Annotated in this window: 24 protein-coding genes and 1 pseudogene; 10 read left to right on the top strand and 15 right to left on the bottom strand. The window is 65.1% G+C overall.

Annotation, left to right across the window (positions count from 1 at the left end; genetic code table 11):
* Window positions 1-628: 628 nt before the first annotated feature.
* The gene (locus ACAG24_RS25130; RefSeq protein ID WP_185292653.1) at window positions 629-805 is read left to right on the top strand and encodes a hypothetical protein; all 177 of its coding nucleotides are present in this window, start codon (window positions 629-631) and stop codon (window positions 803-805) included.
* Window positions 806-990: 185 nt separating this feature from the next.
* Here ACAG24_RS25130 and ACAG24_RS25125 read toward each other — a convergent pair whose 3' ends face one another.
* The 3 genes from ACAG24_RS25125 to ACAG24_RS25115 all read right to left on the bottom strand — a co-directional run bounded on the left by ACAG24_RS25125 (window position 991) and on the right by ACAG24_RS25115 (window position 4,284).
* Entirely contained in the window at window positions 991-1,509 is a 519-nt protein-coding gene (locus ACAG24_RS25125; protein ID WP_234788707.1) for a hypothetical protein, read from the bottom strand.
* Window positions 1,510-1,511: 2 nt separating this feature from the next.
* Window positions 1,512-1,808, bottom strand: a complete 297-nt coding sequence (locus tag ACAG24_RS25120; protein ID WP_064280680.1) for a hypothetical protein — start codon at window positions 1,806-1,808, stop codon at window positions 1,512-1,514.
* Between the two features lie 1,321 nt (window positions 1,809-3,129).
* The gene (locus ACAG24_RS25115; protein WP_236728394.1) at window positions 3,130-4,284 is read right to left on the bottom strand and encodes a methyltransferase domain-containing protein; all 1,155 of its coding nucleotides are present in this window, start codon (window positions 4,282-4,284) and stop codon (window positions 3,130-3,132) included.
* 197 nt (window positions 4,285-4,481) lie between these two features.
* Here ACAG24_RS25115 and ACAG24_RS25110 point away from each other — a divergent pair, with 197 nt between their 5' ends.
* Window positions 4,482-5,012 carry an MPT63 family protein gene (locus tag ACAG24_RS25110; RefSeq protein WP_173838375.1) on the top strand — a complete coding sequence of 177 codons (531 nt, stop codon included), beginning with the start codon at window positions 4,482-4,484 and terminating at the stop codon, window positions 5,010-5,012.
* 206 nt (window positions 5,013-5,218) lie between these two features.
* Here ACAG24_RS25110 and ACAG24_RS25105 read toward each other — a convergent pair whose 3' ends face one another.
* Window positions 5,219-5,902, bottom strand: coding sequence for a DsbA family protein (locus tag ACAG24_RS25105; protein WP_046361646.1), 684 nt, complete (start codon window positions 5,900-5,902; stop codon window positions 5,219-5,221).
* A 24-nt stretch (window positions 5,903-5,926) separates the two neighbouring features.
* Between ACAG24_RS25105 and ACAG24_RS25100 the strand changes: the two genes are divergently transcribed.
* From ACAG24_RS25100 to ACAG24_RS25080, 5 genes and pseudogenes are all read left to right on the top strand, one after another.
* A complete protein-coding gene (locus ACAG24_RS25100; protein ID WP_046361678.1) occupies window positions 5,927-6,310 on the top strand; it encodes an ArsR/SmtB family transcription factor in 384 nt (127 codons plus the stop codon).
* Window positions 6,303-8,438 carry a heavy metal translocating P-type ATPase gene (locus ACAG24_RS25095; RefSeq protein ID WP_270720526.1) on the top strand — a complete coding sequence of 712 codons (2,136 nt, stop codon included), beginning with the start codon at window positions 6,303-6,305 and terminating at the stop codon, window positions 8,436-8,438. Before ACAG24_RS25100 ends, ACAG24_RS25095 begins: the two co-directional genes overlap by 8 nt.
* 37 nt (window positions 8,439-8,475) lie before the next feature.
* Window positions 8,476-8,802, top strand: a pseudogene (locus ACAG24_RS25090) (DUF3703 domain-containing protein); the annotation flags it as partial.
* Window positions 8,803-9,686: 884 nt separating this feature from the next.
* Window positions 9,687-10,649, top strand: a complete 963-nt coding sequence (locus ACAG24_RS25085) for an AAA family ATPase (protein WP_270720525.1) — start codon at window positions 9,687-9,689, stop codon at window positions 10,647-10,649.
* 234 nt (window positions 10,650-10,883) lie between these two features.
* Window positions 10,884-11,774 carry a hypothetical protein gene (locus ACAG24_RS25080; RefSeq protein ID WP_133414274.1) on the top strand — a complete coding sequence of 297 codons (891 nt, stop codon included), beginning with the start codon at window positions 10,884-10,886 and terminating at the stop codon, window positions 11,772-11,774.
* A gap of 34 nt (window positions 11,775-11,808) precedes the next feature.
* Here ACAG24_RS25080 and ACAG24_RS25075 read toward each other — a convergent pair whose 3' ends face one another.
* The 7 genes from ACAG24_RS25075 to ACAG24_RS25045 all read right to left on the bottom strand — a co-directional run bounded on the left by ACAG24_RS25075 (window position 11,809) and on the right by ACAG24_RS25045 (window position 18,930).
* Window positions 11,809-12,315 (bottom strand): pyridoxamine 5'-phosphate oxidase family protein, encoded by a 507-nt coding sequence (locus ACAG24_RS25075; RefSeq protein ID WP_046361650.1) that lies wholly within the window; start codon window positions 12,313-12,315, stop codon window positions 11,809-11,811.
* Between the two features lie 214 nt (window positions 12,316-12,529).
* Window positions 12,530-14,662, bottom strand: coding sequence for a heavy metal translocating P-type ATPase (locus tag ACAG24_RS25070; RefSeq protein WP_270720524.1), 2,133 nt, complete (start codon window positions 14,660-14,662; stop codon window positions 12,530-12,532).
* 56 nt (window positions 14,663-14,718) lie between these two features.
* Entirely contained in the window at window positions 14,719-15,048 is a 330-nt protein-coding gene (locus ACAG24_RS25065) for a metal-sensitive transcriptional regulator (protein WP_270720523.1), read from the bottom strand.
* A 70-nt stretch (window positions 15,049-15,118) separates the two neighbouring features.
* Window positions 15,119-15,397 (bottom strand): YHS domain-containing protein, encoded by a 279-nt coding sequence (locus ACAG24_RS25060; RefSeq protein ID WP_270720522.1) that lies wholly within the window; start codon window positions 15,395-15,397, stop codon window positions 15,119-15,121.
* A 26-nt stretch (window positions 15,398-15,423) separates the two neighbouring features.
* Window positions 15,424-17,709 (bottom strand): heavy metal translocating P-type ATPase, encoded by a 2,286-nt coding sequence (locus ACAG24_RS25055; protein WP_270720521.1) that lies wholly within the window; start codon window positions 17,707-17,709, stop codon window positions 15,424-15,426.
* Between the two features lie 40 nt (window positions 17,710-17,749).
* A complete protein-coding gene (locus tag ACAG24_RS25050) occupies window positions 17,750-18,721 on the bottom strand; it encodes a DUF8832 domain-containing protein (RefSeq protein WP_270720520.1) in 972 nt (323 codons plus the stop codon).
* Entirely contained in the window at window positions 18,718-18,930 is a 213-nt protein-coding gene (locus ACAG24_RS25045; RefSeq protein ID WP_011856847.1) for a heavy-metal-associated domain-containing protein, read from the bottom strand. Before ACAG24_RS25045 ends, ACAG24_RS25050 begins: the two co-directional genes overlap by 4 nt.
* 199 nt (window positions 18,931-19,129) lie before the next feature.
* Between ACAG24_RS25045 and ACAG24_RS25040 the strand changes: the two genes are divergently transcribed.
* Entirely contained in the window at window positions 19,130-19,909 is a 780-nt protein-coding gene (locus tag ACAG24_RS25040; protein ID WP_333563763.1) for an alpha/beta fold hydrolase, read from the top strand.
* Window positions 19,910-20,575: 666 nt separating this feature from the next.
* Here the strand turns inward: ACAG24_RS25040 and ACAG24_RS25035 are convergent.
* From ACAG24_RS25035 to ACAG24_RS25020, 4 genes are all read right to left on the bottom strand, one after another.
* On the bottom strand, window positions 20,576-21,172 hold the full coding sequence (locus ACAG24_RS25035) for a TlpA family protein disulfide reductase (protein WP_270720518.1): 597 nt from the start codon (window positions 21,170-21,172) through the stop codon (window positions 20,576-20,578).
* A 66-nt stretch (window positions 21,173-21,238) separates the two neighbouring features.
* Window positions 21,239-21,835 (bottom strand): cadmium resistance transporter, encoded by a 597-nt coding sequence (locus ACAG24_RS25030; protein ID WP_270720517.1) that lies wholly within the window; start codon window positions 21,833-21,835, stop codon window positions 21,239-21,241.
* A 70-nt stretch (window positions 21,836-21,905) separates the two neighbouring features.
* Window positions 21,906-23,873 (bottom strand): heavy metal translocating P-type ATPase, encoded by a 1,968-nt coding sequence (locus tag ACAG24_RS25025; protein ID WP_270720516.1) that lies wholly within the window; start codon window positions 23,871-23,873, stop codon window positions 21,906-21,908.
* Window positions 23,870-24,265 (bottom strand): ArsR/SmtB family transcription factor, encoded by a 396-nt coding sequence (locus ACAG24_RS25020; protein ID WP_270720515.1) that lies wholly within the window; start codon window positions 24,263-24,265, stop codon window positions 23,870-23,872. Before ACAG24_RS25020 ends, ACAG24_RS25025 begins: the two co-directional genes overlap by 4 nt.
* 190 nt (window positions 24,266-24,455) lie before the next feature.
* On the opposite strand from ACAG24_RS25020, the gene ACAG24_RS25015 reads away from it, so the two are divergent.
* Window positions 24,456-25,082, top strand: a complete 627-nt coding sequence (locus ACAG24_RS25015) for a class I SAM-dependent methyltransferase (protein WP_270720514.1) — start codon at window positions 24,456-24,458, stop codon at window positions 25,080-25,082.
* Complete coding sequence (locus tag ACAG24_RS25010; RefSeq protein ID WP_270720513.1) at window positions 25,082-25,708, top strand: methyltransferase family protein; 627 nt, start codon at window positions 25,082-25,084, stop codon at window positions 25,706-25,708. Before ACAG24_RS25015 ends, ACAG24_RS25010 begins: the two co-directional genes overlap by 1 nt.
* The last annotated feature ends 171 nt before the right edge of the window (window positions 25,709-25,879 follow it).

Here is a 25,879-nt window from a genome sequence, read left to right as displayed (position 1 = left end):
CCGATGACAGCGGCGCAGGACCACTTGCAGGCATGACCCCTTGCAGCGCGACAGCAGGAGACGGCGATGCAGATACTGCCGGTCGTACCAAACCCGACTGCGACATTCCTCCAGTGCCCGATCCCGATAGCGGAGATGCTGAACTTCCGAACGCGGCCAACGAGCCGATGGATGAGGAACGTCCTGGTCCGGCGAGGCCTACCCCACTGCTTCCGATGTCACCAACCGCGGCTACGGACGCAGGACTGGCGCTCTGCGCCGGGGGGTGCGGTGACAGCGATGAAGAACCAGGGGTAGGCCCGGTGCTGACCCGCGGCGCAGTGTTACCAGACCTGGATTCGGCATCAGACGGGTCTGGCACCGAAAGACGAGGCTGCGTATCACCGGTCTCCACTGCTGCCTCGGGTGGACGCTCAGGCGATTCGTCGGATCGCTTATCGGTCGACCGATCGTCATCGCCGGTACTAAACGGATCGCCATTCGGGGGTCCCTCCGGCAGAGGCGTAAATCCCTGGACGAATTGCACAGTTAGAGCGCGGATCTCATCGGCTGCCCCTACTGCGATTCCTCGCGCCCGCGCAGCAGCACTGGTGATGATGTTGATAGCGGTGGGACTTCTGCTCGGCACGTGTACCAGTTGTTGATGTGCCTCAGCATCAATCGTGTCAATCATCAGCTCAGCACTCATCTGGATCGCCGCAACACTCTGCATCAGATCAGCGGCAGCCTTATCCGCGTCGGCCTTATCGTCGGCCCGAACCTGAATACGCCTGTAGGCAGCGTGCATTGCTTCGAAACCATTTGACTGCGCCACACCGACAACCTGCAAGCCGTGCAAGGCGACCCGGTGAGCATCTACTGCAGCCGCAGTCGCCATCGCCAGACGACGTTGAGCAGCAGCCCGTCCTTCAGATTGCTCGCGGGTGACCGGCCATACATCGGGCGCCACGATGAAGCGTGAATAGCTACGAGCGGGTGGTGGAGCGGCCATTAGCCGGCCCCCGTTTCTTCGCAGGCACTTTCAGCGGCCCGCAGGGCACTCGAGTACTGATCAACCATGTCGTTGGAAACGGATGCGGGTTCACGGCGCAAATCTGCGTCGACCACAGCCACGATCGACCGCCGGACATCAGCGAGCGCATCAACAATTTCTCGTGGTACGCCTGGACCTAGCCGGGTGGCCATATAGTTCAACTCCGCACCCACCGCGCTGAAGTAGTAGCCCTGCACCCCCAGGCTTTGTGATGACTCCCAGTCATTGGCCCGGTCGACGCGATCGATGAAGGCGCCACGCGCAATCCCAACACCGCTCTTGAAGTTCCTCAGGCCAACACACGCCTCAATTGCTGCGTCGCGCTTTTCTGAGGGCTCCGCAGCAGACGTGGACGAGGTCGACGGCCTTATCGCGTGTTCAGACTGCCCACTTGGGAAGATCTTGAGACTCACAGCGAGCGACATGATGGCAACGACGGTGCTAACGACCGCGAGGTAGAACGCCAGCTTGCTCACAGTCACTCCACCACGGATCGAAGCTGTGTCGCGTTCAGTTCATCAACGACAACAAGGGAATTCACTGCTGCGGCCGCTGCAGTGCTTAATGCTTCAACCCGCAGAAGGAGCCCCGCCGCGTGACCCTGCTGGGCAGCGACAGAAGTGAAGTCTGCGAGGCCGGCTGCGGCGTCGATGATGGACAGACTGCCGCTAGCGATTGGACCGGCCGGTTCAACAGACGCGGCGTCTGAACCGGCCACGCCAGCTGCCGCAATTCCGCCCCACGCGGTGGCCGGCTGCAGATCTAGACGCTCCATGACCCATAAAGTACCGCTTCGCACAGACACTTCGCCACAGCTGAGCACACATCCGTTTAGCGGATACTCCCAGTTCAGTGGGCTGATCTGCAATTTCAAGCAAACAGGACACTGGCAGCCGCGTCATGTCCAGAACGTTTGATTCCAGCCGAACTCTCATATGTCAGGATCAGTCACGCTGGGATTGATGCCGCCGCCTGTTTGCATGGCCAGCAATGCCCCATCAAGTGAAGGCGGAACACGACATGCGTCGCATCTGACGGGGTAGCGCCGAGCCAGCGTACGCGTTAATTCCTATTTGGATAAACCACTTTGGCAAGTTCTCGGGCGGCCTCAAATGTGCTGCGGTCCAACTCTTTACGCCGTGCCCGCTCAGCCACACTCGACAATAATATCTTCATGGCATCCGCGTTTCGGAGCGCGAATTCTACCGCGTCGCATGCGGAACGAATTACCGGAGCGGTGGCACCGTGTTGCTGTGTACCCGATGCACTTCGGACGGCAGCACGAGGAACCTCGACGATGCGAATCGGTTCTCCGTGCCGCTGTGCTGCTGTACGCGCGGCCGAGGCGTCTCTGCGGCACGTGTCAGAGCAATAGCGACGCGGACGCCCCCGCCGGGAAGTGACTTCGGGATCTAGCATGACCGCGTCGCAACGGACGCACCGGTTCGGATCTGATGTCGGGTAGTTGTCCGCTGCGATCGGTTGATGATGGTCAACGCCAACTGCGCTATGGCTCCCCAGACTTGCGCCGTTTGCGCGGAGGGCCGCGGCGTTTCGAGACTCCGTTGCACGCTGCGCGCCGCCCTCGTCAGCACGCGCTCTGCGAAGGACATTTTGGAGGTCGCGAACCTCGACCTCAGCGAGAGTAGCGATCGACGCGATCGTCTGACCGCGGTCCCTCATCCGCCCAGTAACCGTTTGCAGGTTGACGAAATGACTCACACGCTTGCGGGCTGCGTCCGTGCGCACGTTTTCATTCACTTGATCGAGGCGCGCACTCTCCCAAGCGTCAACGGCGCCCAGCCGCTGGAGCAGCACACGAACCGAGGCGGCATCGTCTACATTGGCACGTTCAAGGCTCGCGCGTTTCTCGTTAGCCCTGCGCTGCGCTTCCACCGCACGCTTGCGCGCCCGTAACTTCTCACTTCCGCTCATAGACGCAAACGTAGGACGAGCCGCGCGCTATCGTCCACCACCACAGCCAAATTCGCGAGCAACTAGGGGCTGGCTGCTCGGAATGATCCGAACTGCCCACGATGCCACCGCGCCGTCCACGCAGGGAGAGTCGGTTACTACACTAATCAGCGGCAAGCCGTTTAACCGTCAGTCGTCGACGGTTGTTCGCCCTCACGGCGGCTTATGTAGTTGCCGCGCGCCGCGCGCCTCTCTGCGTCGGCGACGTCAGCGTTGAATGTGGCGGCGAACTCTGTGTACTTGACGTCGAGCAGGTGCTCGTCAGGCGGCGCGGGTTGCACGGCGGCTGGATTTGTGAGGGCGTAGTAGGCGTAGCGGCTGTCGAGACGGTTTTCCGGCACCAAAGTGATTAGCCTTGGGGTGAGTCCGCACTCTGCCGCCAGGTTCCAAAACTCTTCAATGGTGAAGGTGGTGGTCGATGCGAGGTTTCGGTCGTAGGCCGTCCCGGCGAAGCCGCGGGTCCGACGATCGCTGGTGTGGTACTTGATCTGGACCAACGCCATGCCTTCGGGAGCCAACACGGTGCGGGCGATTTCAAGGATGGCCCGTACCGCGTCGGTGTCGGTCGTTAATTCGATCACGTATAGACACAGGAAGACGTCGCTGCTGCCCGCCAATCCGACGGTGGCTTGTTCGGGGCAGGCGAGGTCGATGCGCCGTGTCTCGACGGGTGTCGTGCAAGTTGCGCGGACTTGTCGGACGCATTCGTCGAGGTTTTCTTCGGAGATGTCGGCGGCGATGAAGCGCTGCGCATGGGGGGCGAAAGCCACGGCGTTGGCCCCGCCGCCGGCGCCCCACTCCATCACCGTGTTCGGGCTGGGCGAATTAAGGGCTCGGGCGAAGGTCTCATAGATCTTCCAATGGTCGTCACCAACCTCCAGCCAGGCTTGATCGCCGATTCCGTTGCGCCAGTGCGAGTTCGCTTCCCAGGCCGATCCTGTGGGCGCCGACCAGTAGCGGGCGGCTTGCCCGGCGATCCGGTTCCGGAATCGCCGACTTCCCGCTGCTGCCAGCGCTGCTGCCAGGATTCGCTCCCCTCGCACTGCCACGTCAATACCTCCGGTCAAAAACTTGTTTCCGGTTGCGCTGACAGTAACCGGCCTTACGTTGAAATGGCCGCCTTCGACGCCGGACCGACCCGGCCCGACGCGACGCCGCCCACTAACGACGCCAGTGATGAGCTGGGTGTCGGCGGCGAAGCATTTGCTGATTACAGATAGCGAAGGTGCTCCTGATTTCGGGCGCGGCGGGAAGAGTTGCAGACGGTTGACCGGCAAGTGGCGATGGTGCTTGACCGCGTGGCGACCTCTTCCGATTCAGCGGCGGGTGTCAACCGTCGCCATAGGAGCCCAGGGCAAGGCCATGTCGATCGGCTTCTGACATCATCTACTATCTCGGTACGTAGGTTGTAGACGCGAGGCGATTACTTTGCCGGGCCCCACGGTAGGGAGTAGATGTGCTCAAGTTCTGTTTGATGGCGGTATTGGCTGTGATGGCGCCGATGGCGGGACTGGGCTCGGCTGGGGCGGCGTCGGCGGCGGAGCACTGTTTGCACCGCTTTGGAGCGCATCAGCAGGTAGCGGACGGTGGTGGCATTCAGAGTTGGTCGGTCGCGGATCTGAAGAAAAGCGGTGATGTGCCTGACTTCCCGGTGGCCGGCCAGCTGTGGGAAGCGACCGCGACGGTGACGGCGATCTTGGGCACTTCGACACCGGTAATCCCCAACTTCGCCGCAACCTCTGTAGGCGCCCGCTACCCAGCGCTGTGGCAGATGGCCAGCCCGCGGGGAATTTCCCCGGCCACCTTGACTCAAGGGCAGACGGCCACCGGCAAGATCTACTTTGACGTCACCAGCGAGAACCCCATGGCGGTCACGTACACCGCCGGTGGCGCCAGGCCACTGATGTGGTGCTGCGGCGAGACGATGATGGCGATGCCGATGGACGCATGCCCTTGCTGCGCCAACATGAAGGAACCGTGCCCCTGCTGTGCGGGAAAGATGTAGGGACGAGCAGCCATTGTCTGGCGGCCGACCCGTGTGGCGGGCGGGCCAGACGGTGAAACCATGGGTCACGCGCTGCAGGTCTGCCAGGTTGCGATGAAAGCGAGCCAGGGATCTGATAAACCAGGCCGAATATTCTTAAGGGTCTTCTTTCCACGCCCTTGCCACGTGAGGCAACCGATGCCGTTCAGTAGATTCGAGACAGACGTCTATCCGCGCACCAAAGCCTGGTCAAGCGCTGTGGAGAGGTCTTCATAACTGCGCGGCTGGATGCGTTCGCCGTTGAGGAAGAAGGTCGGGGTTCCTTGCACGCCTAATGCGGTGCCGTCGGCGATGTCGAGCTGGATGCGTTCCAGGGTGGCCGGGTCGTTGTAAGTGTCGTCGAATGCGCTCATGTCCAGGCCGAGTTGCTGGGCGAAGCCGCGGAATACGTCGTCGGCGGGAGTCTGCTGCTCGCCCCATTCTGCTTGTGTCTCATACATTTTCCGGTACATGGGTTCGAGTTGGCCTTGTTGGGCGGCGGCCTCGACTGCGCGTGCGGCGCGCTCGGCGTTGAAGTGCGAGCGCAGCGGGAAGTAGCGCAGCACGAAGTTCACCCGGTCGCCGTATTCGGCGCGCAGCTGCTCAATGGCGGGATACACCGCGCGACAGCCCTCGCACTCGAAATCGAGGAATTCCACGAAGTAGACGTCGCTGTCGGGTACCGAGTTGAGCCGGTGACTGTTGTCCCGGACCGTCTGTCCGGCTGCCCCGTCGAGTTCGATCGGAGGTGCCGAGTCGGTGCCTCGGACCGAGAGGAACACCGCGGTCCCGATCGTTGCTAACGCGATAACGAAGACGGTCAGCAGAACGCGGGTGTTGGTCAGGATCGCTCCGAGACCTTTCATGTTCATATCGACGTACTTTAGTATATGGATATGAGTGAACCGGTGGATACCTGCGATCTGCTCTGCTTGGACCTGCCCCACGCGGAGTCCATTCGCGCCACGGTGCCCGATAGCGCCACCGTCCAGGCCGCCGCCGCGGCGGCGCGCGGCCTCAGCGATGCGACCCGGTTGTCCATTGCGGCCGCCCTGGCGGCCGGCGACGAATTGTGCGTGTGCGATATGGCCTGGGTGGTCGGATTGCCGCAGGGCTTGGTGTCCCACCATCTGCGCCAGCTCAAGAACGCGGCGCTGGTGTCGTCGCGCCGTCAGGGCAAGTTGGTCATGTATCAGCTGACCGAGCGCGGACGCGAGTTAACCGCAGCTGTTTTGCCGAGCGTGGCCGCAACTAGCGCTAAGGAAGCCAATCGTGTCTGATGCGTGCTGCGGGCCACGCAACGACGTCGAACCCGACGCGGGTCCCGAAAGGCTTTGGCAAATACGGGAATTGCAGTTCGCGGCGCTGGCCGCGGTGCTGCTCGCTGTGAGCTGGATTGCCGGGCGGGTCGGCTACGAGGGCATCGCACACGCCGTCGAGCTGGCTGCGGTCGCTGCCGGCGCGATCACGTTCGTGCCCGATGCGGTGCGCGGCCTGCGGCATGGCCGTATCGGGGTCGGCACGTTGATGACGATCGCCGCGATCGGCGCAGTCGCGTTGGGTCAGTTCGCCGAGGCCGCCTTGCTGGGCATCCTGTTCTCGATCGCCGAGGGCTTGGAGCACTACGCCGTCAGCCGGACCCGTCGCGGGCTGCGCTCCCTGTTGTCGCTGGTGCCGCCGAAGGCCTCGGTGCTGCGGGACGGCATCGAGACGACCGTTGCCCCCCAGGATCTCGTGATCGGTGACGTCATGGTGATCCGTCCCGGTGAACGGGCTGCCACCGATGGCACCATCCGAGCCGGTCAGACGAGCCTGGACCTGTCGGCGATCACCGGCGAATCGGTGCCCGTGGAAGCCGGGCCCGGCAGCGACGTGTTCGCCGGTGCCATCAACGGTGGCGGAGCGATCGAGGTCGAGGTCACCGCCCCGGCCGCCGACAGTTCCCTGGCGCGGATCGTGCACATCGTCGAGCAAGCCCAGGAACGCAAGGGCGCCGGGCAACGAATGGCGGATCGGATCGCCCGTCCGCTGGTGCCGGCGATCATGGCGTTGGCCGCGGTGATCGCCGCGGTGGGCGCGGTGTTGGGTGATCCGATGCTGTGGCTGGAACGGGCACTGGTGGTGCTCGTGGCCGCCTCACCGTGCGCACTGGCGATCGCGGTCCCGTTGACCGTGGTCGCGGCCATCGGGGCCGCCAGCCGCCACGGCGCCCTGATCAAGGGTGGCGCGGCGGTGGAAGAACTTGGCCGCATCACCGTCGTCGCCCTGGACAAGACCGGCACGCTCACCCGCAATCAGCCCCGCGTCGTCGAGGTGATCACCGCCGATGACCTCAGCGACGCCGACGCCCTGCGGTGGGCAGCGGCCCTGGAGATGCGCAGCGAACACCCACTGGCCCAAGCGATCCTGACCGCCGCCGGCGACTCGCCGGCCGCCAGCGATGTGACCGCACTGGCTGGCCACGGTCTGCACGGTGACCTCGACGGCCACCGGTTGCGGCTGGGGAAACCCTCCTGGGTCGCCCCCGGACCACTCGCCGCTGACGTGGAGCGGTTGCAGGCCGCCGGCGCCACCGTGGTGGTGCTCGCCCGCGATGAACAGCCGGTCGCTGCCATCGCCGTGCGCGATGAACTTCGCCCCGAAGCCGCCGAAGCCGTCCGTCTGTTGAAGCGAATGGGCATCACGGTGGCCATGCTCACCGGCGACAACACCCGCACCGCGGACACGGTGGCCGCCGACGCCGGCATCACCACCGTGCACTCCGAGCTGCTACCCGAAGACAAGGCAGCCCTGCTGCCGACCCTCTCCACGGGCCGACCCATCGCCATGGTCGGCGACGGCATCAACGACGCCCCCGCGCTGGCCACCGCCGACATCGGCATCGCCATGGGCGCCATGGGCACCGACGTCGCCATCGAAACCGCCGACGTCGCCCTGATGGGCGAGGACCTTCGGCACCTACCCCAGGTGCTGGCCCACTCGCGCCACGCCCGCCGGATCATGGTGCAGAACATCGCGTTCTCGCTGGCCATCGTCGCCGTCCTGATACCGCTGGCCGCCTTCGGCGTCCTGGGCCTGGCCACCGTGGTCCTGATCCACGAAACCACCGAAATATTCGTCATCCTCAACGCCATCCGCTCCGCCCGCATCACCGCCCTTCCCGGCGTCACAGCGACAACCTTGCGAACCACAACCCACACCCTCGACATCGGCCCAGCACCCGTCCTCGACGACCCCTGCTGCAGCCCTCTACAGTCCGCGCAGACCCCCGCCACCAGCATCAGCCTTTCCCTGATCACCCCAGCCCCGGCACAGGATGAGCACGGGTGCGACTGCTGCGCCCCCACCGCATCTCCACCGGCCGTCAACGGCACGACCGCACCCACCAAGCGGACCAGCCGCCGATAGCCCCACCAAGCTCATCCCCACGACAGGAGCCAACTCAATGCCACGAATCAGTGAGCAGGCCCGCAAGGTCTACCGAGCGGAAATGACCGCCGCGAAACACGCCGCAGACCCCGCGACCCGGTGGCGACACTTAGAGCGGGCACACATCGCCTCCCAACCAAGTCCCTGGTTGCACACCTGCAACCACGCCGCCATGCTGGCGCTCGCACTTCGCCAACACGACCGCCGCGAAGCCATCGGCCAAGTCCTGCGCCTCATCGTCGCCGCCCCCGGCTCGATGACCGGCCGCTACCCGGTCGGCAACACCGGCCGCGTCAACGCGGGCCTCATGACACCCATGCCCATCCCAGACGACCTCGCCGCCGCCATCAAGCAACGGGTGAAGCCGAGACCCGTTCGAGACGACAGGGGTCTAATCTTCGTCTCGATGAATCAAGACAGGAACTGATTGGTCTCAAATTTTCAGAAACGAGACAGTCAACTAGTGACGTTCTTGCTCGGCGTCGTAGTAGTCGCGCGAAGCGGCCTCTCGATCGGAAGTGGCCGCTCTGCGATGACGTTGAGCTTTGGCCTTGTGCGCAGTGACGTCTCCGACGCCTGCTGACGGTGCTTGGTCGTGAACCTCGGCTGCCCGCTGATGTGCGTCGCCGGCGTGTTCGTGGAGATGGGCTGCGGACAGGTGGGCGTTTCGGCCCGCTGTTTCGCTTCCTCGGCGCGCTATGTCGCGTGGTCGACGTCCTCAGAAGTGACCGAGTGTCCAGCTCCAAGATCGGCTCGCCGGTGGGCACGGCATCAACGCCAAGTGCGGCAGAAGAAACTCCATGCACTTTCGTCGATGTCGGCGGTCATCAGCGTCTTTGTCGACGTGAACCACGACGAAACCGGTGACCGGAAGGCCTGTCACGGCCGCGACCAGCTCGACACCTCAGCGCTGCTGCCGTGCCAACGCAGCTTCGCCTCACCGACACGCAGAGCGTCGCGGGGCCTGCTGTCCGGAACTAGACCAACGCCGACGAGCGTGACCGCCCGGCGCACCAATACGCCTCTGAGACACACCCGGGTAGCTGGCGACAAGCCACCCGTGCGATCAGTGGCCGCAGGGCGGTCGAAGAACACTACGGCAGAACTCGGACAACTATCTGAGCGCTGTTGGCGCTGCTAGCGGGCACGACACAGTACGGCGCCGAACCCGCGGTGGTGAACGCATCTGCAATGATCGAGCGAGCGCATTGCGCAAGGAGGGGCCACATGGCGAGGTCTGACCTAGTGATTGATCTGGTCGAGGCGCAGCAGCGTGGCGACGTCGCCCGCTTTCGCATGCTGGTGGAGGCGATCATCGCCGAGGAGCGCAACAATCAGCACCATCTTGTGGCTGATCGTCTGTCCGAATTGATCACCACTGCCGGTGCTCGCAGCCTGCTCGCCCGTGATGACACCGCCCGCCAGGTCGCTGATCTGGTCACCGAAATTGTGCCTAAACGGCGATTGTCAGAGGTGCATCTGGCGCCTGCCGTCACGGCGGCGGTGAACGAGATCATCGAGGAGCATCACCGTAGCGAGCTTCTCCGCAGCCACGGCCTGGAACCGCGTAACCGCATCCTTTTGGAAGGTCCGCCTGGTAACGGTAAAACCTCGCTTGCTGAAGTGTTGGCAGCGGAGTTGATGGTGCCGTTCTACGCCGTGCGTTACGAGGGAGTTGTATCTAGCTTTCTTGGAGAGACAACGAGTCGAATCGATCACGTTTTCGAGTTCGCAAGGACTCGGCGCTGCGTGCTCTTTTTCGACGAGTTCGACACCATCGCCAAGGAGCGCTCCGACGCGCACGAAACCGGCGAGATCAAGCGCGTCGTTTCGACGCTGCTCCTACAGATCGATCGCTTGCCCTCCCACGTCGTCGCCGTCTGCGCGACCAACCATGGCGAACTGCTCGACCGCGCGGCATGGCGCCGCTTTCAGGTGCGGTTAGCACTGCATCCCCCGTCTCGCATACAGGCCACGACTTTTCTCGAGCAGCTGCGTATGCGGCTCGGCGGGAACCTCGGTATGGCGCCGCGCACCCTCGCCGACAAGCTTGCCGGTGCCAGCTACGCCGACATTGAGGAGTTTGCGCTGGATATCATGCGGCGCTATGTGTTGTCGCTACCCGATGGCCGTATCGAGGATGTGGTGCGCGAACAGCTCAAGCAGCGCAACGCCATGAGGCAGATGTGACCTCTGTCCTTCGGCGCCCCGCCCGGTGACGCGCGTAGTCCCGTCGACAATCTGAGCCAGTTCCGGACGCGAACAGCGACGTGCGCTACTGCCGCATTGGCGAGGTCTCAAGAGAAGCCGGTGTTGGTTATCGCCAAACGGCGGTGGTTGAGACTCGCAGACGAAGGGTCGCATCGATCCATCTACGTAGGACGGCAGTAGTTGATGACGAATGAATCTCGGTCGGGTTGAGATGTGGCCTCGTGCAGCCGGTGTCTAGGGTGGCGCTGTCATCCTTGTTCGGTGGCGCCTAGGACAGCGAAGAAGACCGACAGCCGGTTAGCGGCTCGGCTTGCCGCGCTCGCCTCACTAGGCGCTTCTGTCATCCACTTCGCCGTCGTTCCCACGCACTGGCAGGAATGGATGCCAGCGGGCCTGTTTTTTACGGCAATCGCGCTGTTCCAACTGTTGTGGGCGCGGCTAGTACTCACCCGTACCACCACCCCGGTGCTAGCTCTTGGCATCATGGTCAACCTTGCCGTTATTGCGCTTTGGTCCGTGTCGAGAACCGCGGGAGCGCCGCTCGGGCCCCACGCCGGTCAAGCCGAACTGATCCAAGCCGCGGACCTATGCGCGTTGCTGCTTCAGATCTATGTCGTCATGGGCGCTGGCTGGGTCTGGCACCGCGGCCTTCAAGGAGAACCGGTGCCCGCCGTCGGCAGTGCCATGGTGCTCCTGGGCGCGATTGGGATCGTCACGTTGGCGTCCACGGTGGGCGCTGCCTCTGGTCTACGGCACGGCCACCACGCCCCAGCCGGCGCGGAAGCAGGGGCTCATCACCACGGATCTGGTGCAGAGCAGACTGACGACCATCACAGCCATCCTGAACCATCCCCTGCAGCGCCCGCTGGGGAGCCCGCCTCCGATGACCACGGAACCAGTGCAGAAAACGTCGACGACCATCACAATCACGACCCGGAACCGACGTCTCCCCCGCCTGCCGTCCGCCCAGTCGAAGCTCCTGCGCCCGCCCCTGGCTCTGGCGGCGCGCCTGAGCAGGCTACGTCTGTGCCCGTGCCCATCAGCGAGCCGCTTCCAGCAGCGACGCCGCTAGACGACCACCAAGACCACGACCATGTGCATTGACCTACGCATGTGTGGCCAATCCACGGCCTGACGGCTAGTTTCCGCCCGTCAGGTCTGCCCGCCCGATGGCGTCGCCCGGATGACGCAGGATGTCGAGGGCCGACATTCCGATGCCGTAGGTGGATAACCATCGCCTCGGCCGGACCGCGATGAAGCACAGCTCAGCACTCTGAGAGACTATGCGCTCCTCGGCGGCGAGAATGCGACGGAGGAACCAGTCCGCATGGAATGCCCCTCGCGCGTCAGCGTTTTCGTGGTTCAGTATTTCGGCCGACCCCGCGAATTGGATAGCTGCCGGCGGCATCATGGGGAGGAAGCGGTGCGGCACGGGAATGACGAAGGCTACCTGTGGGCGTCGTCGGATGTTTCTCACCTTGATGTTCGTAGTCCGGGTCGTGATGTACAACGTCAGGTTTGTGCCTTCACCGGCCGCTGCGTACGTGACGGCCGTTGCGTGGGGGTTGCCGCTGCTATCGAGCGTCGACAGGGTGCCGAACGACCGTCGTCGAATCGAATTTTCGACAGTGGCGAGGTCGGTCACTGGTGCTCCTTCCTCCGCTTCCCCGGCTCCGATTGGGTGGCTTGTCGCTCAGCTACACGCCGTCTACGGCGCATCCGAAGGTACCGGCGGTCGACGGATAATTGAGAATTCGACCGGCGACTGCATTTGCTTTCTTCGTGCGAAGCTCCACATGGTTGGGAGCGGCGATTCGAATTCACATGGTCGCCGGCTGCTCCACATGGTGGGCCGTCCCCTAACGGTTGAGAACGGCGCGGGTGCTCGCCTCGGGCGTCAAATCGAGGCGGCGCAGAAGTTGCGCGTTGAGCGCGACGACGATCGTTGACAGTGACATGAGGATGGCGCCGACCGACATGGGCAGCACGATGCCGATGGGTGCCAGCACACCAGCAGCCAGGGGCACAGAGATGAGGTTGTACCCGGCGCCCCACCAGAGATTCTGTTTCATCTTGCGGTAGCTGGCGCGGGACAGCTCAATGACCGACAGCACCGAGCGGGGGTCGGAACTGGCCAGGATGACACCGGCGGAAGCGATGGCGACGTCAGTGCCGGCACCGATGGCGATGCCGACATCGGCCTGCGCCAAGGCGGGGGCATCGTTGACGCCATCGCCGACCATGGCAACCTTCTTGCCCTCGTCTTGCAGGGCAGCAACTTTCGACGCCTTGTCTTCGGGGCGCACCCCCGCGAACACCCGGTCGATGCCCAGTTCGTGGCCGACACTATTGGCGACGGCTTCGGCGTCGCCGGTGATCATGACGACTTGCACGCCAAGCTTGTGAAGCGCATCGACGGCTTCGCGGGATTCGGGGCGGATCTCGTCGGCCAAGCGCAGGCCCCCGAGCACCTCTCCGTCGCGGATGACGTGCAGAATGATGGCGCCTTCGCCGCGCCACGCGGTGGCCGCGGGGACCTCCTGGGCGCCGACTTCTTCGAGAAGTCGGGGGCCGCCCACTCGGATTTCGTGCCCGTCGACCGTCGCAGTCACACCGACGGCAGGAGAGGACGAGAAGCCGCTGGCGCGCGGCACCGTTAATCCCCTATCCTCGGCGGCTTTCACGATGGCCCGCGCCAGGGGGTGTTCACTGTCGGTCTCGGCGGCGGCGGCGAGCGCGAGCACGGTGTCGCCGTCGTCGTCTCCGGTCGCCTCGACGGCGGTGACGGTGGGTTCGCCTTTCGTCAGGGTGCCGGTCTTGTCGAACAGCACGGCGTCGACAGTGCGCATACCTTCCAGGGCCAGCCGGTCTTTGATCAAGACGCCGCCTCTGGCGGCGCGTTCGGTGGCGATGGACACGACCAGTGGTATCGCCAGGCCCAGCGCATGAGGGCAGGCGATGACCAGCACGGTGATCGCTCGTACCACCGAGGCATCGGGATTGCCGACGATTGTCCATGCCGCCGCAGTGATCGCGGCGGTGATCAGGGCGAACCAGAACAGCCAGCCGGCGGCCTTGTCAGCAAGGCGCTGGGCACGCGAGGACGAATTCTGCGCTTCGGTGACTAGGCGTTGGATGCCTGCTAGGGCGGTGTCGTCGCCGGTGGCGGTGATCTCGACCCGAAGCCCGGAATCGGTGGCGACGGTGCCGGCTGTGACGGGATCCCCGACACCGCGGGTAACGGGCCGGGATTCGCCGGTCACCATGGACTCGTCCACGTCGGCGCGTCCGTCGACGATCTTGCCGTCGGCAGGGATGCTGCCGCCGGGTCGGACGACAACGACATCGCCGACGTGCAGGTCGGCCGGCGAGACGGTGACGGTGCGATCGCCGTCGATCTTCTCGGCTTCGTCGGGAAGTAGTGCGGCCAGTGAGTCCAGCGCTGAGGTGGTCTGGGCCAGCGAGCGCATTTCTACCCAGTGGCCGAGCAGCATGATGACGATGAGAAGGGCGAGTTCCCACCAGAATTCGAGCTCGTGGTGGAGCAGGCCCAAGCTCGCGCCCCAGGACGCGAAAAAGGCGACGGTGATCGCCAGTCCGATCAGGAGCATCATTCCTGGTTTGCGGGAACGGATCTCGTTCAGCGCACCGGTGAGGAAGGGGCGGCCACCGACGACGTACATCACTGTCCCGAGCAGGGGCGCGATCCAGCGTGCGCCGGGGAAGTCGGGGACGTCGTAACCGAGCAGCATCGCGAACATGGTCGAGAACGCGACGACCGGTATGGCGATGATCAGGTTGATCCAGAAGAGCTTGCGGAATTGGGCCACGTGGTCACCGCCGTGGCCGCTATGGCCCGTGTGGCCGGTGTGATTGTCATGGCCGTGGTGTTCGCCGTGTGGGTGGGTGTCAGGGTGTCCGCCGGGGAATTGGTGGTGGACGTGCCCGCCAGGGTGGGATGTTGCTACGCCGTGGTCATCGCGGTTTGTCATGTTCTTTCCTTAGGGGGACTTCGCGTTTCAGTCGACGCGCATTGATGATGTGGGTGTTAGGAACGCACCAAGCGGGCGATGGCTTCAGAGGCTTCTGTGAGTTTGGCGTCAGCGGCCGGTCCGCCGGTGGCGGCGGCGTCACGGACGCAGTGGCGAAGATGGTCGTCAAGCAGTGCCAGCGCGACGCCTTGGAGGGCTTTGGTGAGCGCGTCAGTTTGGGTCAGGATGTCGATGCAGTACCGCTCCTCTTCGATCATTCTGCTGATGCCGCGGGCTTGGCCTTCGATGCGCTTCAACCGCTTGAGGTATTTGTCTTTATCGGTGATGTAGCCGTGGTGGGTGGTGCCTCTTGAGGGGCAGTGCCTGGTGTTGTCGGCGTGGGTCATGACGCTTTCCTTGTGCGTGGTGGTGACTAACTTCGGGTGCCCGGCGAGGAGTGCGCGACAAGGGTCGCGGTCATGCGACGGCGGCATACTTGTCGGGGTCGCGGTCAAAGCGTGGTCCGCATCCCTTGCAGCAGAACCAGTAACGCCGACCGCGATAGTCACGGAATAGTCCCGCCGCTTCGGCGACCGTCTTGTTCACCGGCGTGCCGGGCATCACGGGGCAGGTGGTCTCGTTCTGCGATCCGAAGTCAAGCAGGTTCCTCGCCGTAGGGTCGATGGCTGAGGTATCGATTTTGTCGGCTGCGCCGCTGCAGCAGCAGGCTGACGTGCGGTTCTGATTCTCGGACATTGGTTCTCCTCACAGGTGGCGGTGATTTAACTGGTGGTGTCGGCGGAAGTGGTTGTGAAGCGGCGCAGGCGCAGGCTGTTGCCCACCACGAAGACGCTGGAGAATGCCATTGCGGCTCCGGCCAGCATCGGATTGAGCATGCCCAGTGCTGCGACGGGGATCGCTGCGACGTTGTAGGCGAACGCCCAGAACAGGTTGGTTTTGATCGTCGACAGTGTTTCGCGGGACAGCCTGATCGCGTCAACGGCGCTGCGCAGATCACCGCGCACCAGGGTGATGTCGGAGGCCTCGATGGCGACGTCGGTGCCGGTGCCCATCGCCAGACCGAGGTCGGCTTGGGCGAGGGCGGGCGCGTCGTTGACTCCGTCGCCGACCATGGCGACCGTCTTGCCTTCGGCTTGGAGGCGTGCGATCACGTCAACCTTGCCTTCGGGCATGACTTCGGCGATGACGTCGTCGATGCCGACTTCGACGGCGATCTGTCGAGCGACGGCTTCGTTGTCGCCGGTGAGCAACACGGGGGTCAGCCCAATGTCACGCATCTGCGAGATTGCCTGTGCGCTCGTCGATTTCACGGTGTCAGCCATGACGAGTACACCGCGCGCCTGCCCGTCCCACCCGACCGCTACCACGGTCTTTCCCTGGGCTTGCGCGCGCGACTTGGCGTGGGACAGATCCGGGCTGAGGTGTTGCGCCCAGTCGGCCAGCAGTGATTCGCGCCCAACGACGACGGCGTGTCCATCCACGATGCCGTGGACGCCTTTACCTTCGACATTCGCGAAGTCCTCCGGAACGGGCAAGGCGTGGAGTTCCTCGGCCGCCGCGGCGGCGACGGCTTGGGCGATGGGGTGCTCGGAGGCGTTCTCCAGGGCGCCGGCCAGTCGAAGCAGCTCCGCACGTTGGGTTTCCGGCGCTGTAATGACATCGACCAGCGTCATTTTGCCGGTGGTGACGGTTCCGGTCTTGTCCAGCACCACGGTGTCGACCTTGCGGGTGGATTCGAGCACCTCGGGACCTTTGATCAACACGCCGATTTGCGCGCCGCGGCCGGTGCCCACCAGCAGGGCGGTGGGCGTGGCCAGCCCGAGGGCGCAGGGGCAGGCGATGACGAGGACCGCGACCGCTGCGGTGAACGCGGCGGCGACTGAGAATCCCGCCCCCAGCCAGGCGCCGAGGGTGATCACGGCGATAGCGATGACGATCGGTACGAAGACGCCGGAAATGCGATCGGCCAGGCGTTGAACTTCGGCCTTGCCGGTCTGGGCGCGTTCGACTAGCTGGGCCATCTGCGCGAGCTGGGTGTCCGAGCCGACGCGAGTGGCCTGCACCACCAGCCGGCCGCCGGCGTTGACGGTGGCACCGACCACGGTGTCGCCGGTAGCGACTTCCACGGGTACCGCTTCGCCGGTCAGCATCGAGGCGTCGACAGCCGAGGAACCGGACACCACCACGCCGTCGGTGGCGATCTTCTCCCCCGGGCGCACGATGAACTCGTCGCCAACCACGAGTTCTTCGATGGCGATCTTGGTTTCCGTCCCGTCGCGCAGGACGGATACGTCTTTGGCGCCTAGGTCGAGTAGGGCTCGTAGTGCCGCTCCGGCCTGCCGTTTGGACCGCTTCTCGAAGTAGCGTCCGGCCAGGATGAACGTGGTTACGCCGGCGGCGACTTCGAGGTAGATGTTGGCGGCGCCATGCGACGGCGCCAGGGTGAACGCGAAGGGATGCTTCATACCCGGCGTGCCGGCGCTGCCCAGAAACAGCGCATACAGCGACCACAGGAACGCCGACACGGTGCCCAGCGAAATGAGCGTGTCCATGGTCGCGGTGCCGTGTCGCAGGTTGGCCCAGGCGGCCCGGTGGAATGGCCATGCTGCCCACACGACGACGGGGGCCGCCAGCGTGAGCGACGCCCACTGCCAGTACGTGAACTGCAGCGCCGGGATCATCGCCATCGCGACGACCGGCACCGTCAGGACGGCCGAGGCCCTCAGGCGGTGCCGCAGCGAGGCCAGTTCGGGGTCGGCGGTGTCCGCGGCGTGCGGGGTGTCACCGGATGCGTCGGAGGGCATCGGCGTGCGCGGTGTCGGGAGCGCGGCGGTGTAGCCCGTCTTCTCCACCTCGGCGATCAGCAGCGCCGGATCGTATCCGTCAGGCACCGTGACGGTGGCCTTTTCCGTCGCGTAATTGACTGTCGCGGCCACGCCGTCGAGCTTGTTGAGCTTGCGCTCGATGCGGTTGGCGCAGGAGGCGCAGGTCATTCCCCCGATGCGAAGTTCCACACTCGGGCCAGACACCGGTGTCGATGTCGTCATGAAGCCACTGCCTTTCAGTTTCTGATTCGGACGGGATAGCTCAGTGCCCGCCGGCATGGCCGGCGTCACGCGATGGCTCTGGCGCGGGCTCGTTGGTGCCACCGGGTGCGGCGTCGACGACGAAGCTGGCGGTGTGCACGGTGTCCTGGACTTTGAAGTCGAGGTAGAGCAGGTAGCGCCCCGCTGTGGGTGCGGTTGCCGCGAACGACACCGCAGGCCCACCGGTGCCGCCCGGTACCGGCTCGGCCCCCTCAGGGTGCACATGTAGATACGCCAGGTCTCCCTCACGCAAGGCGACGAGATGGCCGTAAGCCCCCAGGTAGGGCTGCAAGGTCATCACCGGCCGGCCGTCGCGCGTGACTGTCGCGGTGAGTTGGTGGGAGACGCCCGCGGTGAGTGCACCGTCCAGTTTCACGGTGTATCCGGCGATTTCATCCACGGTGCGTGTGGCACTCGCCACCGCCGGGACGAACGCGCCGGCCACCTGCACGGTTCGGGTGAGGGTGAGTTTGGCGCTGCCCGCCCCTGCGGGTTGGAAGTCGGCGAACACGCGGTAGGTACCGGCGGCATTCCACGTCCACGGCGTTGACCACGTGCCGGTAGCCGCGTCCAGCCTTGGGTGCACATGGGCGAAGTGCTGGCCGTCGGAACGGACCACGATGAGGTGCAGTTGCTTGTCGTGCACGGTCGCGTAGTCCAGCAGCGGCGTGCCGCCCGGGTCGACGATGGTGAAGCTCATCGTTCCCCGATCGTTGGGTGCGCTGGGGGACCGCACCGGGCTCAGGACGTATCCGTCTTCGGCCAACGACAACCCCGGCGGGTCGGCGAAGGGAACGACTGGCGACGCCTGCTCGGTCGGCGGCGCGCTGTGATCCGCTGCAGCATCGGAAGTTTGGGTCTTGGGAGATGTCGCCGCGGTATCAGGGACGACCGCTGCGGCGGTGACGTACGCAGCCGTGAACGCCACTGCCAGTCCGGCGCCAAACGCTGTCAATCGTCCCGCGGCGTTCATGCGACACGCACCGCCGAGTAGCCGGCCTCGTCGACGGCGTTGAGGATCTGCGCGTCGTCGACGGGACGGCTCGACGTCACGATCAGGGTGCCGGTTTTGGCGCTAACTTCGACGTCTTCAACTCCGGCGACCTCGCTGACCTCTTCGCGCACCGAGAGCTCGCAATGTCCGCAAGTCATTCCTGTGACGGCGTACGTGCTCGTGCTCATCACCGATCTCCTATCCTCGACGGGTGTAGATACCCCTACCGGGTATACGTAAAAGAGCATATACCCCTTGGGGGTATGCTTCAAGGGTCACTTTCCGGGGGTCACTGGCGTGGTGTCGACGCGCGTAGCGCTTTCCCGGAACGACAGGAGGGATCAGTTGGTGCGCACGTTGCACGTCGGAGATGATGGCTGGCCCCTCATGGGGGAGGTCGTCGGCCGCGGCGAACTGATCATCATGCTTCATGGTGGGGGTCCGGATCACTACAGCATGCGACCGCTTGCTGACCGGCTCGCTGGCCGGTATCGCGTTGCGTTGCCCGACATTCGAGGGTACGGAGCATCCCGTTGTCCCGACCCGACGTTGCACCGATGGGATCAGTACGTCAGCGACGTCATTGCGATCATTCACGCGCTCGATGACACCTGCGCCCACCTTGTCGGCGCCGGACTGGGCGGCACCATCGTTTTGCGGACGTGCCTCCAGCACCCCCGTATCGCCCGGTCGGCGGTGGTCATCAGCGCTGAAGCGATAGAGGACGATGCGGACAAAGCCGCAGACACCGATCTGATGGATCGTTACGCCGAGCGTGCCCGTTCCCGCGGTCTGCAGGCCGCCTGGGAATTGTTCATTCCTGATCTTCAGCCGCTGATCGCCAACCTGGTCGCTGAGGCTATTCCGCGCGCTGACGCCCACAGTGCGGCGGCCGCAGCGGCTATCGGCCATGACCGCGCCTTTGCAACGGTCGATGACCTCCGGCGCATCGACACTCCGACACTCGTCATCGCCGGCGACGACACCCGTCACCCCGAGTGCTTGGCACACAGCCTCGCCGACGTCCTTCCACGAGGGGTCCTCGCCGAAGTTTCGATGTCCCGCCAATTCCTCGACGCTGAGGACATGGCACACGCTTTCGGCCCAAAGATCAGAGGGTTTCTTGCCGCCGCGTCTGACCCAGACGCTGAAGGCGATCGGCACTAATGGCATAGCCCATAAGGGAGCACCGAGGTGGCGCGACTGGCCCGGAGCCCATCAGCCGCAGCAGGACACTCTCTTATCGGCCTTGATAGGTTGGCGCCCGCCGATGACTTTGATAAACGTGCACCGAGCGATGCACCTGGCGATCGACCGCGTGGTTGAACTTACTAGGAGCCGCCGGAATCTCTCTTGCGCCTTCATGCGTTAGACCTTTCCAGTCGAGGGGTTACCCGCGCGGGTACAACCCCAAGTTACCCCTGGGGGGTATCAGCACATAACGTCGGTCCCCATTGTTGATCGCGATTCTCTTGTAATCGCAATAAGGCAGGGCGTCGATAGCGCGCGCAAGTAACCTCGTCGCTGCCGATCGGTGTTAGTCGAGCGGTGGTGTCGATCTATCGCGGAGTTCGTTGCCAGTAGCGGACCGTGCCCCCGGGGCGTCCTTGCTGGGAACGCAGCAATCACGCCCACTAGCGATCGTGAGCACCGCCTTGTGGCGAGTACTCGGGCTGGCGGCGATACCACCGGCCTTCCCGTCGGCGACACCGGCCGCGGCCGCGCGACCCCAGGACTGATGACGCCGACGCCCATTCCGGACGATGCCGCCGCTAGTACTAGAACGCCGCTACGGCGACCGGGGGACGCAACGCTATGTCCCTCGTGCAGGTGTCAGCGCTCGGTGGTGAGCCGATCCAGGAGTGGCCGTAGGTCTTCGGCCAGTAGTGCCATCAGGTACACCGCGGCGACCCTGTGTTGGCGGTCCAGGACCATGGTGGTGGGCACCACGCTGGTCGGGTAGTTGCGTCCCAGGGTGATGAGGCTGCGCAGCGAGGGGTCGAAAATAGAGGGGTATCCCACGTTGCGGTCTGTGACGAAGTCGCGTGCGGTGTCGCGGTTGTCGCGGACGTCGATGCCGAGGAACTGCACGCCTCGGTCGCGGTATTCGGCGTATACCGTTTCCAGTTGCGGTGTTTCGGTGCGGCATGGTGCGCACCAAGAGCCCCAAACGTTGATCAGGACCACTTTACCGGTGAAATCCGACAGTCGGATCGGTTCGTCGGTGAACAGGTCGGGTCCGGTCAGATCGCCGATCGTCTCCCGTGTTGAGGGTGGGTCGTAGAAGATCGCGGTTTGACCTCCGGGCGATACGAAGTCGAAGGTGCCGCCCTGAGCGACAGCACCCTCACCCGTGGTGCAGCCGGTGACCGAGGCGGTAGCGACGACAAGGGTCGCCACGACGGCGACTATTCGCCTGAGACGAGGCATCTGGAGCATTCCTCTCGACGATTACGTTTGACGCGGATCCACCGTCGTAGCTCGTGGCTGCCCAACTTAGCTCTCGAAGGCCAGACCGCTGACCAGGATGAAGATGCCCAGGCCAATCAAGACAATCGGAAACAAGACGTGTTCCCAGCGTTCGAGGACTTCGGCGATCGGGCGGCGGGTGGCAACGAATCGGGCGGCAAGGACCAGGACCGCGACGAGGGCGAGGAAGACGACGCAGTAGGCCACCACGGCCGCGGGTCCCACGCTCAAGAAGACCGGAACGTAGACGCCGATGTTGTCCCCGCCGTTGGCGAAGGTGACTGCTGCGACGGTCCAGACACCGACGTTCTTGCCGGCAATCTTGCCGTCGTCGTCATCGTCGTTGTCTCGCCAGGCTTCCCAGGCCGCCCACAGTCCCAGTGCCAGGGGTATGAGCCCGAAGTACGGGATGACCTCTGGGGGAAGGAACGCTCCGGCACCCAGTGTCACCAGCACAGCCGCACCCAGAATGCCTGCAAAGCCGAGGTATTGGCCTGCGGTGATCCGGGCCGTGGTGCCGCGTTGTCCTGCGCCGCGGGCGAAGAACAGCGAGAGCACGACGATGTCGTCGATGTTGGTGACGATGAACAGGCCGATGGCGGGCAGAACCGACGACACGATCACCGGCCTGGCCTCGTGTTGCGTGCGGTGACGCCGGCCTGCCGAGGCGCGACCACGCCGGTGTGGCCGGCGGTCACGATGGCGCGCCGACCGGCGCTGCGCGGGTGGGGCTGGCTGCCGGATCCGTCGGCGCGCCGGCCAGCGGTGTGGTGCGTCCGGCCCGGACACCGTTGGCGATGACCACGATCTCGGCGAGTTCGTGGACGAGCACGACGGCGGCCAGCCCGAGCACACCGAACAGGGCCAGCGGCATCAATACGACGATCAATCCCAGCGACAGGGCGACGTTTTGCAGCATGATCTGCCGCGCCCGGCGGGCATGGCTGAACGCTTGGGGAAGGTGGCGCAGGTCTTCGCCCATCAACGCCACGTCGGCGGTTTCGATGGCCACGTCGGTGCCCATCGCACCCATTGCGATCCCCACGTCGGCGGTGGCCAGCGCGGGAGCGTCGTTGACGCCATCACCGACCATCGCGGTGGGGCGCTGGCCCCGGAGCTGGTCGATCAGCCGCGCTTTGTCTTCGGGGCGCAGCTCGGCGTGCACCGCTTCGATCCCGACATCGCGGGCCAGCGCGGCAGCCGTAGCCGTATTGTCGCCGGTGAGCATCGCCACCTGGTAGCCGTCGCGGCGCAACCGGGCGACCGCCTCGGCGGCCTCGGGCCGTAGCTCGTCGCGCACCGCGATGGCGCCGATCACCTGGCCGTTGACTTCGGCGAGGACCGCGGTGGCCCCGGTCCGCTGCATGCGGGCGACGTCACCGGCGAGCGGGCCGGGGTCCAGCCAGCCGGGGCGACCCAGGCGGATGGTGTCCCCGTGGCGGCATCCGGTGAGCCCGGCCCCGGTGACGGCCTGCACATCGGTGGCAGCCGTGACGTCATCGACGGCGGCGAGGATCGCCGCGGCCAGCGGGTGCTCGCTGCGCGCTTCCAGGGCCGCCGCCACATCCAGCACCTGCTCACGAGTGGCACCACCGGTGGTGGCAACGTCGATGACGGCGGGCCGGTTCGCGGTGAGTGTGCCGGTCTTGTCGAGTGCGACGCCGCGGATCCTGCCCAACCCTTCCAGTGCCGCACCGCCCTTGACCAATGCGCCGAACTTGCTGGCGGCGCCGATGGCGGCCACGACGGTGACGGGCACCGAGATCGCCAGGGCGCACGGGGAGGCGGCGACCAGCACCACCAGGGCCCGCTCGATCCAGGTGGCCGAGTCCCCGAGCAGGCTGCCGATCACCGCGATCAGCGCCGCGACGATCATGATCCCGGGCACTAGGGGTTTGGCGATGTGATCGGCCAGGCGTTGGGAGGCGCCCTTGCGGGACTGTTCGGCCTCCACGATGCGCACGATGCGGGCCAGTGAGTTGTCCTCGGCGGTGGTGCTGACCTCCACCTCGAGTGACCCGGTGCCGTTGATCGACCCGGCGAACACCTCATCACCGGGCCCGGCCTCTACGGGAACCGACTCACCGGTGATGGCCGAGACATCCAGCGCGGTGCGGCCGTGGCGGATGATGCCGTCGGTCGCGACACGCTCACCGGGCTTGATCAGCATCCGGTCGCCGATCTGCAAATCCGAAGGCGCGACGGTCTTTTCAGCACCGTCACGCAGCACGGTCGCCTCGTCGGGGACCAGCGACAATAGCGCGCGCAGTCCGCGGCGGGTGCGGGCCAGCGAGTACTCCTCCAGTCCCTCGCTGATGGAGAACAGGAAGGCCAGCATGGCGGCCTCACCGACCTCGCCGAGGATCACCGCGCCCACCGCGGCGATGGTCATCAGCGTGCCGACCCCGATTTTGCCCGTCGCCAGCCGCTTCAGGGTGGACGGCACAAAGGTGTAGGCGCCGGCCAGCAGCGCCACCGCTTCCAGCGCCAGGACTACCGGCTCGGCGGCGTCGAGGAACCCGGCGGTTACCGCTGCCAGCAGCAACACTCCCGAGAGGGCGGCGAACTGCAGTTCTTTGATCTGCCAGAGCCGCTCGGGCTCGCGGTCCCGCTCGTCGGCGCCGCGGGGTTCTTCGTTGCCGCAGCCGCAGGCATCGCTCATGGGCGCGTCTCCTGCGCATCCGTCGTCGCGTCGGTGCGGCCGCGGGTCCCGTAGGTCGGGCACAGCGCCACCTGGTTGCCGGTGGCAGCCAACAACGTCTCGGCCGCGGCCATCAGATCCATCAGCTCTGGTCGAGTCAGCGAGTAGAACACCTGACGGCCTTCGGGACGACCGGTCACCAGGCCGCACTCGCGTAGACACGCCAGATGCGCCGACACCGTGGATTGCGCCCCCCCCAGCAAGCTGGTCAGGTCGACCACGCGCGCTTCGCCTTCAGCGAGTCGCTCCAGAATCGCCAGTCGTGTCGGGTCGGACAGGCTGTGAAACAGCGCTACCGCCGGTGTGAGGTCCGCGGACGGCTGCATCGAGGATCTCCCCGTTGTCATCGCCATAGAGCGATGATAGCGTTTCGACACCATTAATCGTCAAATTATGGTGATAGCGCTGTCAGGCGTTTACTTAAGGGGTCGGAACGACACAACCTCGGGCCACCAAAGCGCTCAGACAATGCAGTCAGCGAACCAAGCGACGGGATGACCTCAACGCCGTAGTCGACCAAGAAAGGTGGTATGCGCAGTGTTGATGAACCGAGCCGAGACCTGGCTGGTGAATTCGCCGCCGCGGCGCTGGCTGCAACGCGTCTATGAGGTGCCGGTGCTGTTGCGGATGGGCGGCCGCCTGTTGCCCTGCACACGAGTATTGGAGATCGGCTGCGGGTCCGGGTACGGCTCGCAGCTGATCTTGGAACGGTTCGGGGCGGCCACCGTGGACGCGGTGGATCTGGACCCGGTGATGATCGGCCGCGCCGCCCGGCGCCTGGCCCGCTACGGGGATCGGGTTCGGCTGGCCCAGGGCAGCGCGACCGACTTGCGCACCGCACTGGATGTCGACGACGACAGCTACGGCGCGGTCTTCGACTTCGGGATCGTGCACCACATCCCGGACTGGCGTGAAGCGATCACCGAAGTCGGCAGGGTCCTGACACCGGGCGGTCGGTTCTACTTCGAGGAGGTCACCTCCCACGCGCTGGCGCGCTCCACCTACCGGCGGCTGTTCGATCACCCCACCGACGACCGATTCAGCGCCGAACAGTTCCTCGATGAATTGGTCCACCACGGCCTGGTGGTGCTGGGATCGCTCACCCGAGTCCAGGGTGACTACCTGCTCGGCGTTGCGGCCAAGCCGGTTCGCACCGGGGGTGAGCGGTGATGGCGGTTGCTGGGCTGGCGCTGTTCGCCGCCATGATGCTGGTGTTGGGCGCCTTGCGCGCGGTGATTCAGCGGCGCCGCACCGGCGAGATTGGCACACGGCGCACCTTGCGCCCGGACGGCTCACTGGAGTGGTGGGCGCTGGCCGGGACCGACCTCGGCTGGCTGACAGTGGGCGTCGCCGCCCCCGTCGCCGACCTGGCCGGTATTTCGCCGCTGGCGATCCTTGATCATTCGGTGCTGCGCGGGGCCGGTGTCGCGGTAGCGGTGCTAGGCATGCTGTTGGCTTTCACCGCTCAGATGGCCATGGGCGCGTCCTGGCGGACCGGAATCGACAAGGCCGAACGTACGACTCTGGTCACCGCCGGCGCCTTCCGAGTCGTTCGCAACCCGATCTTCACCGCCGCAACTGTCGCGTTCGTCGGCCTGGCGCTCATGGTGCCCAACGCGGTGGCGATCGCCGGCCTAGTGGTCTGCGTGATCGGCATACAAGCACAGGTGCGCTTCGCCGAAGAGCCCTACCTACGCCGAGCCCACGGCGTGGCCTACACCGAATACGCCTCCCGCATAGGTCGCTTTCTGCCTGGGCTCGGACGCCTACAACGCGAGCACCAGCACCGGAGCTAACCGATGCGGGCAGACGAGGGCGATCGTCGCGTAACTCCTCACCGCGACGGGATCGCGGACCTGCGGCCCCACAGACCAACGTCGCCGCCAATGAAAGGACTCTCAATGAAGAAGTCAAGCCGCGGCGGTGACCGGGGGTGAATCAGGTTGCCAGGTCCGGTTGTCACGGAT

Source organism: Mycobacterium bulgaricum (genome assembly GCF_041287165.2).
GTDB classification, from domain to species: Bacteria; Actinomycetota; Actinomycetes; order Mycobacteriales; family Mycobacteriaceae; genus Mycobacterium; species Mycobacterium bulgaricum.
The sequence above is the reverse complement of the archived record's forward strand: the minus strand, read 5'-3'. Positions and strand labels throughout refer to the sequence as shown.

Coding starts and splice junctions, on each gene's coding strand:
- ACAG24_RS25105 (WP_046361646.1), bottom strand. CDS start 5,902: ATGAACATGAAAGGTCTCGGAGCGATCCTGACCAACACCCGCGTTCTG.
- ACAG24_RS25070 (WP_270720524.1), bottom strand. CDS start 14,662: ATGACAAACCGCGATGACCACGGCGTAGCAACATCCCACCCTGGCGGG.
- ACAG24_RS25045 (WP_011856847.1), bottom strand. CDS start 18,930: ATGAGCACGAGCACGTACGCCGTCACAGGAATGACTTGCGGACATTGC.
- ACAG24_RS25065 (WP_270720523.1), bottom strand. CDS start 15,048: ATGACCCACGCCGACAACACCAGGCACTGCCCCTCAAGAGGCACCACC.
- ACAG24_RS25040 (WP_333563763.1), top strand. CDS start 19,130: ATGGGGGAGGTCGTCGGCCGCGGCGAACTGATCATCATGCTTCATGGT.
- ACAG24_RS25020 (WP_270720515.1), bottom strand. CDS start 24,265: ATGGCGATGACAACGGGGAGATCCTCGATGCAGCCGTCCGCGGACCTC.
- ACAG24_RS25055 (WP_270720521.1), bottom strand. CDS start 17,709: ATGACGACATCGACACCGGTGTCTGGCCCGAGTGTGGAACTTCGCATC.
- ACAG24_RS25035 (WP_270720518.1), bottom strand. CDS start 21,172: ATGCCTCGTCTCAGGCGAATAGTCGCCGTCGTGGCGACCCTTGTCGTC.
- ACAG24_RS25025 (WP_270720516.1), bottom strand. CDS start 23,873: ATGAGCGATGCCTGCGGCTGCGGCAACGAAGAACCCCGCGGCGCCGAC.
- ACAG24_RS25010 (WP_270720513.1), top strand. CDS start 25,082: ATGGCGGTTGCTGGGCTGGCGCTGTTCGCCGCCATGATGCTGGTGTTG.
- ACAG24_RS25110 (WP_173838375.1), top strand. CDS start 4,482: ATGGCGGTATTGGCTGTGATGGCGCCGATGGCGGGACTGGGCTCGGCT.
- ACAG24_RS25015 (WP_270720514.1), top strand. CDS start 24,456: ATGAACCGAGCCGAGACCTGGCTGGTGAATTCGCCGCCGCGGCGCTGG.
- ACAG24_RS25085 (WP_270720525.1), top strand. CDS start 9,687: ATGGCGAGGTCTGACCTAGTGATTGATCTGGTCGAGGCGCAGCAGCGT.
- ACAG24_RS25050 (WP_270720520.1), bottom strand. CDS start 18,721: ATGAACGCCGCGGGACGATTGACAGCGTTTGGCGCCGGACTGGCAGTG.
- ACAG24_RS25120 (WP_064280680.1), bottom strand. CDS start 1,808: ATGGAGCGTCTAGATCTGCAGCCGGCCACCGCGTGGGGCGGAATTGCG.
- ACAG24_RS25100 (WP_046361678.1), top strand. CDS start 5,927: ATGAGTGAACCGGTGGATACCTGCGATCTGCTCTGCTTGGACCTGCCC.
- ACAG24_RS25060 (WP_270720522.1), bottom strand. CDS start 15,397: ATGTCCGAGAATCAGAACCGCACGTCAGCCTGCTGCTGCAGCGGCGCA.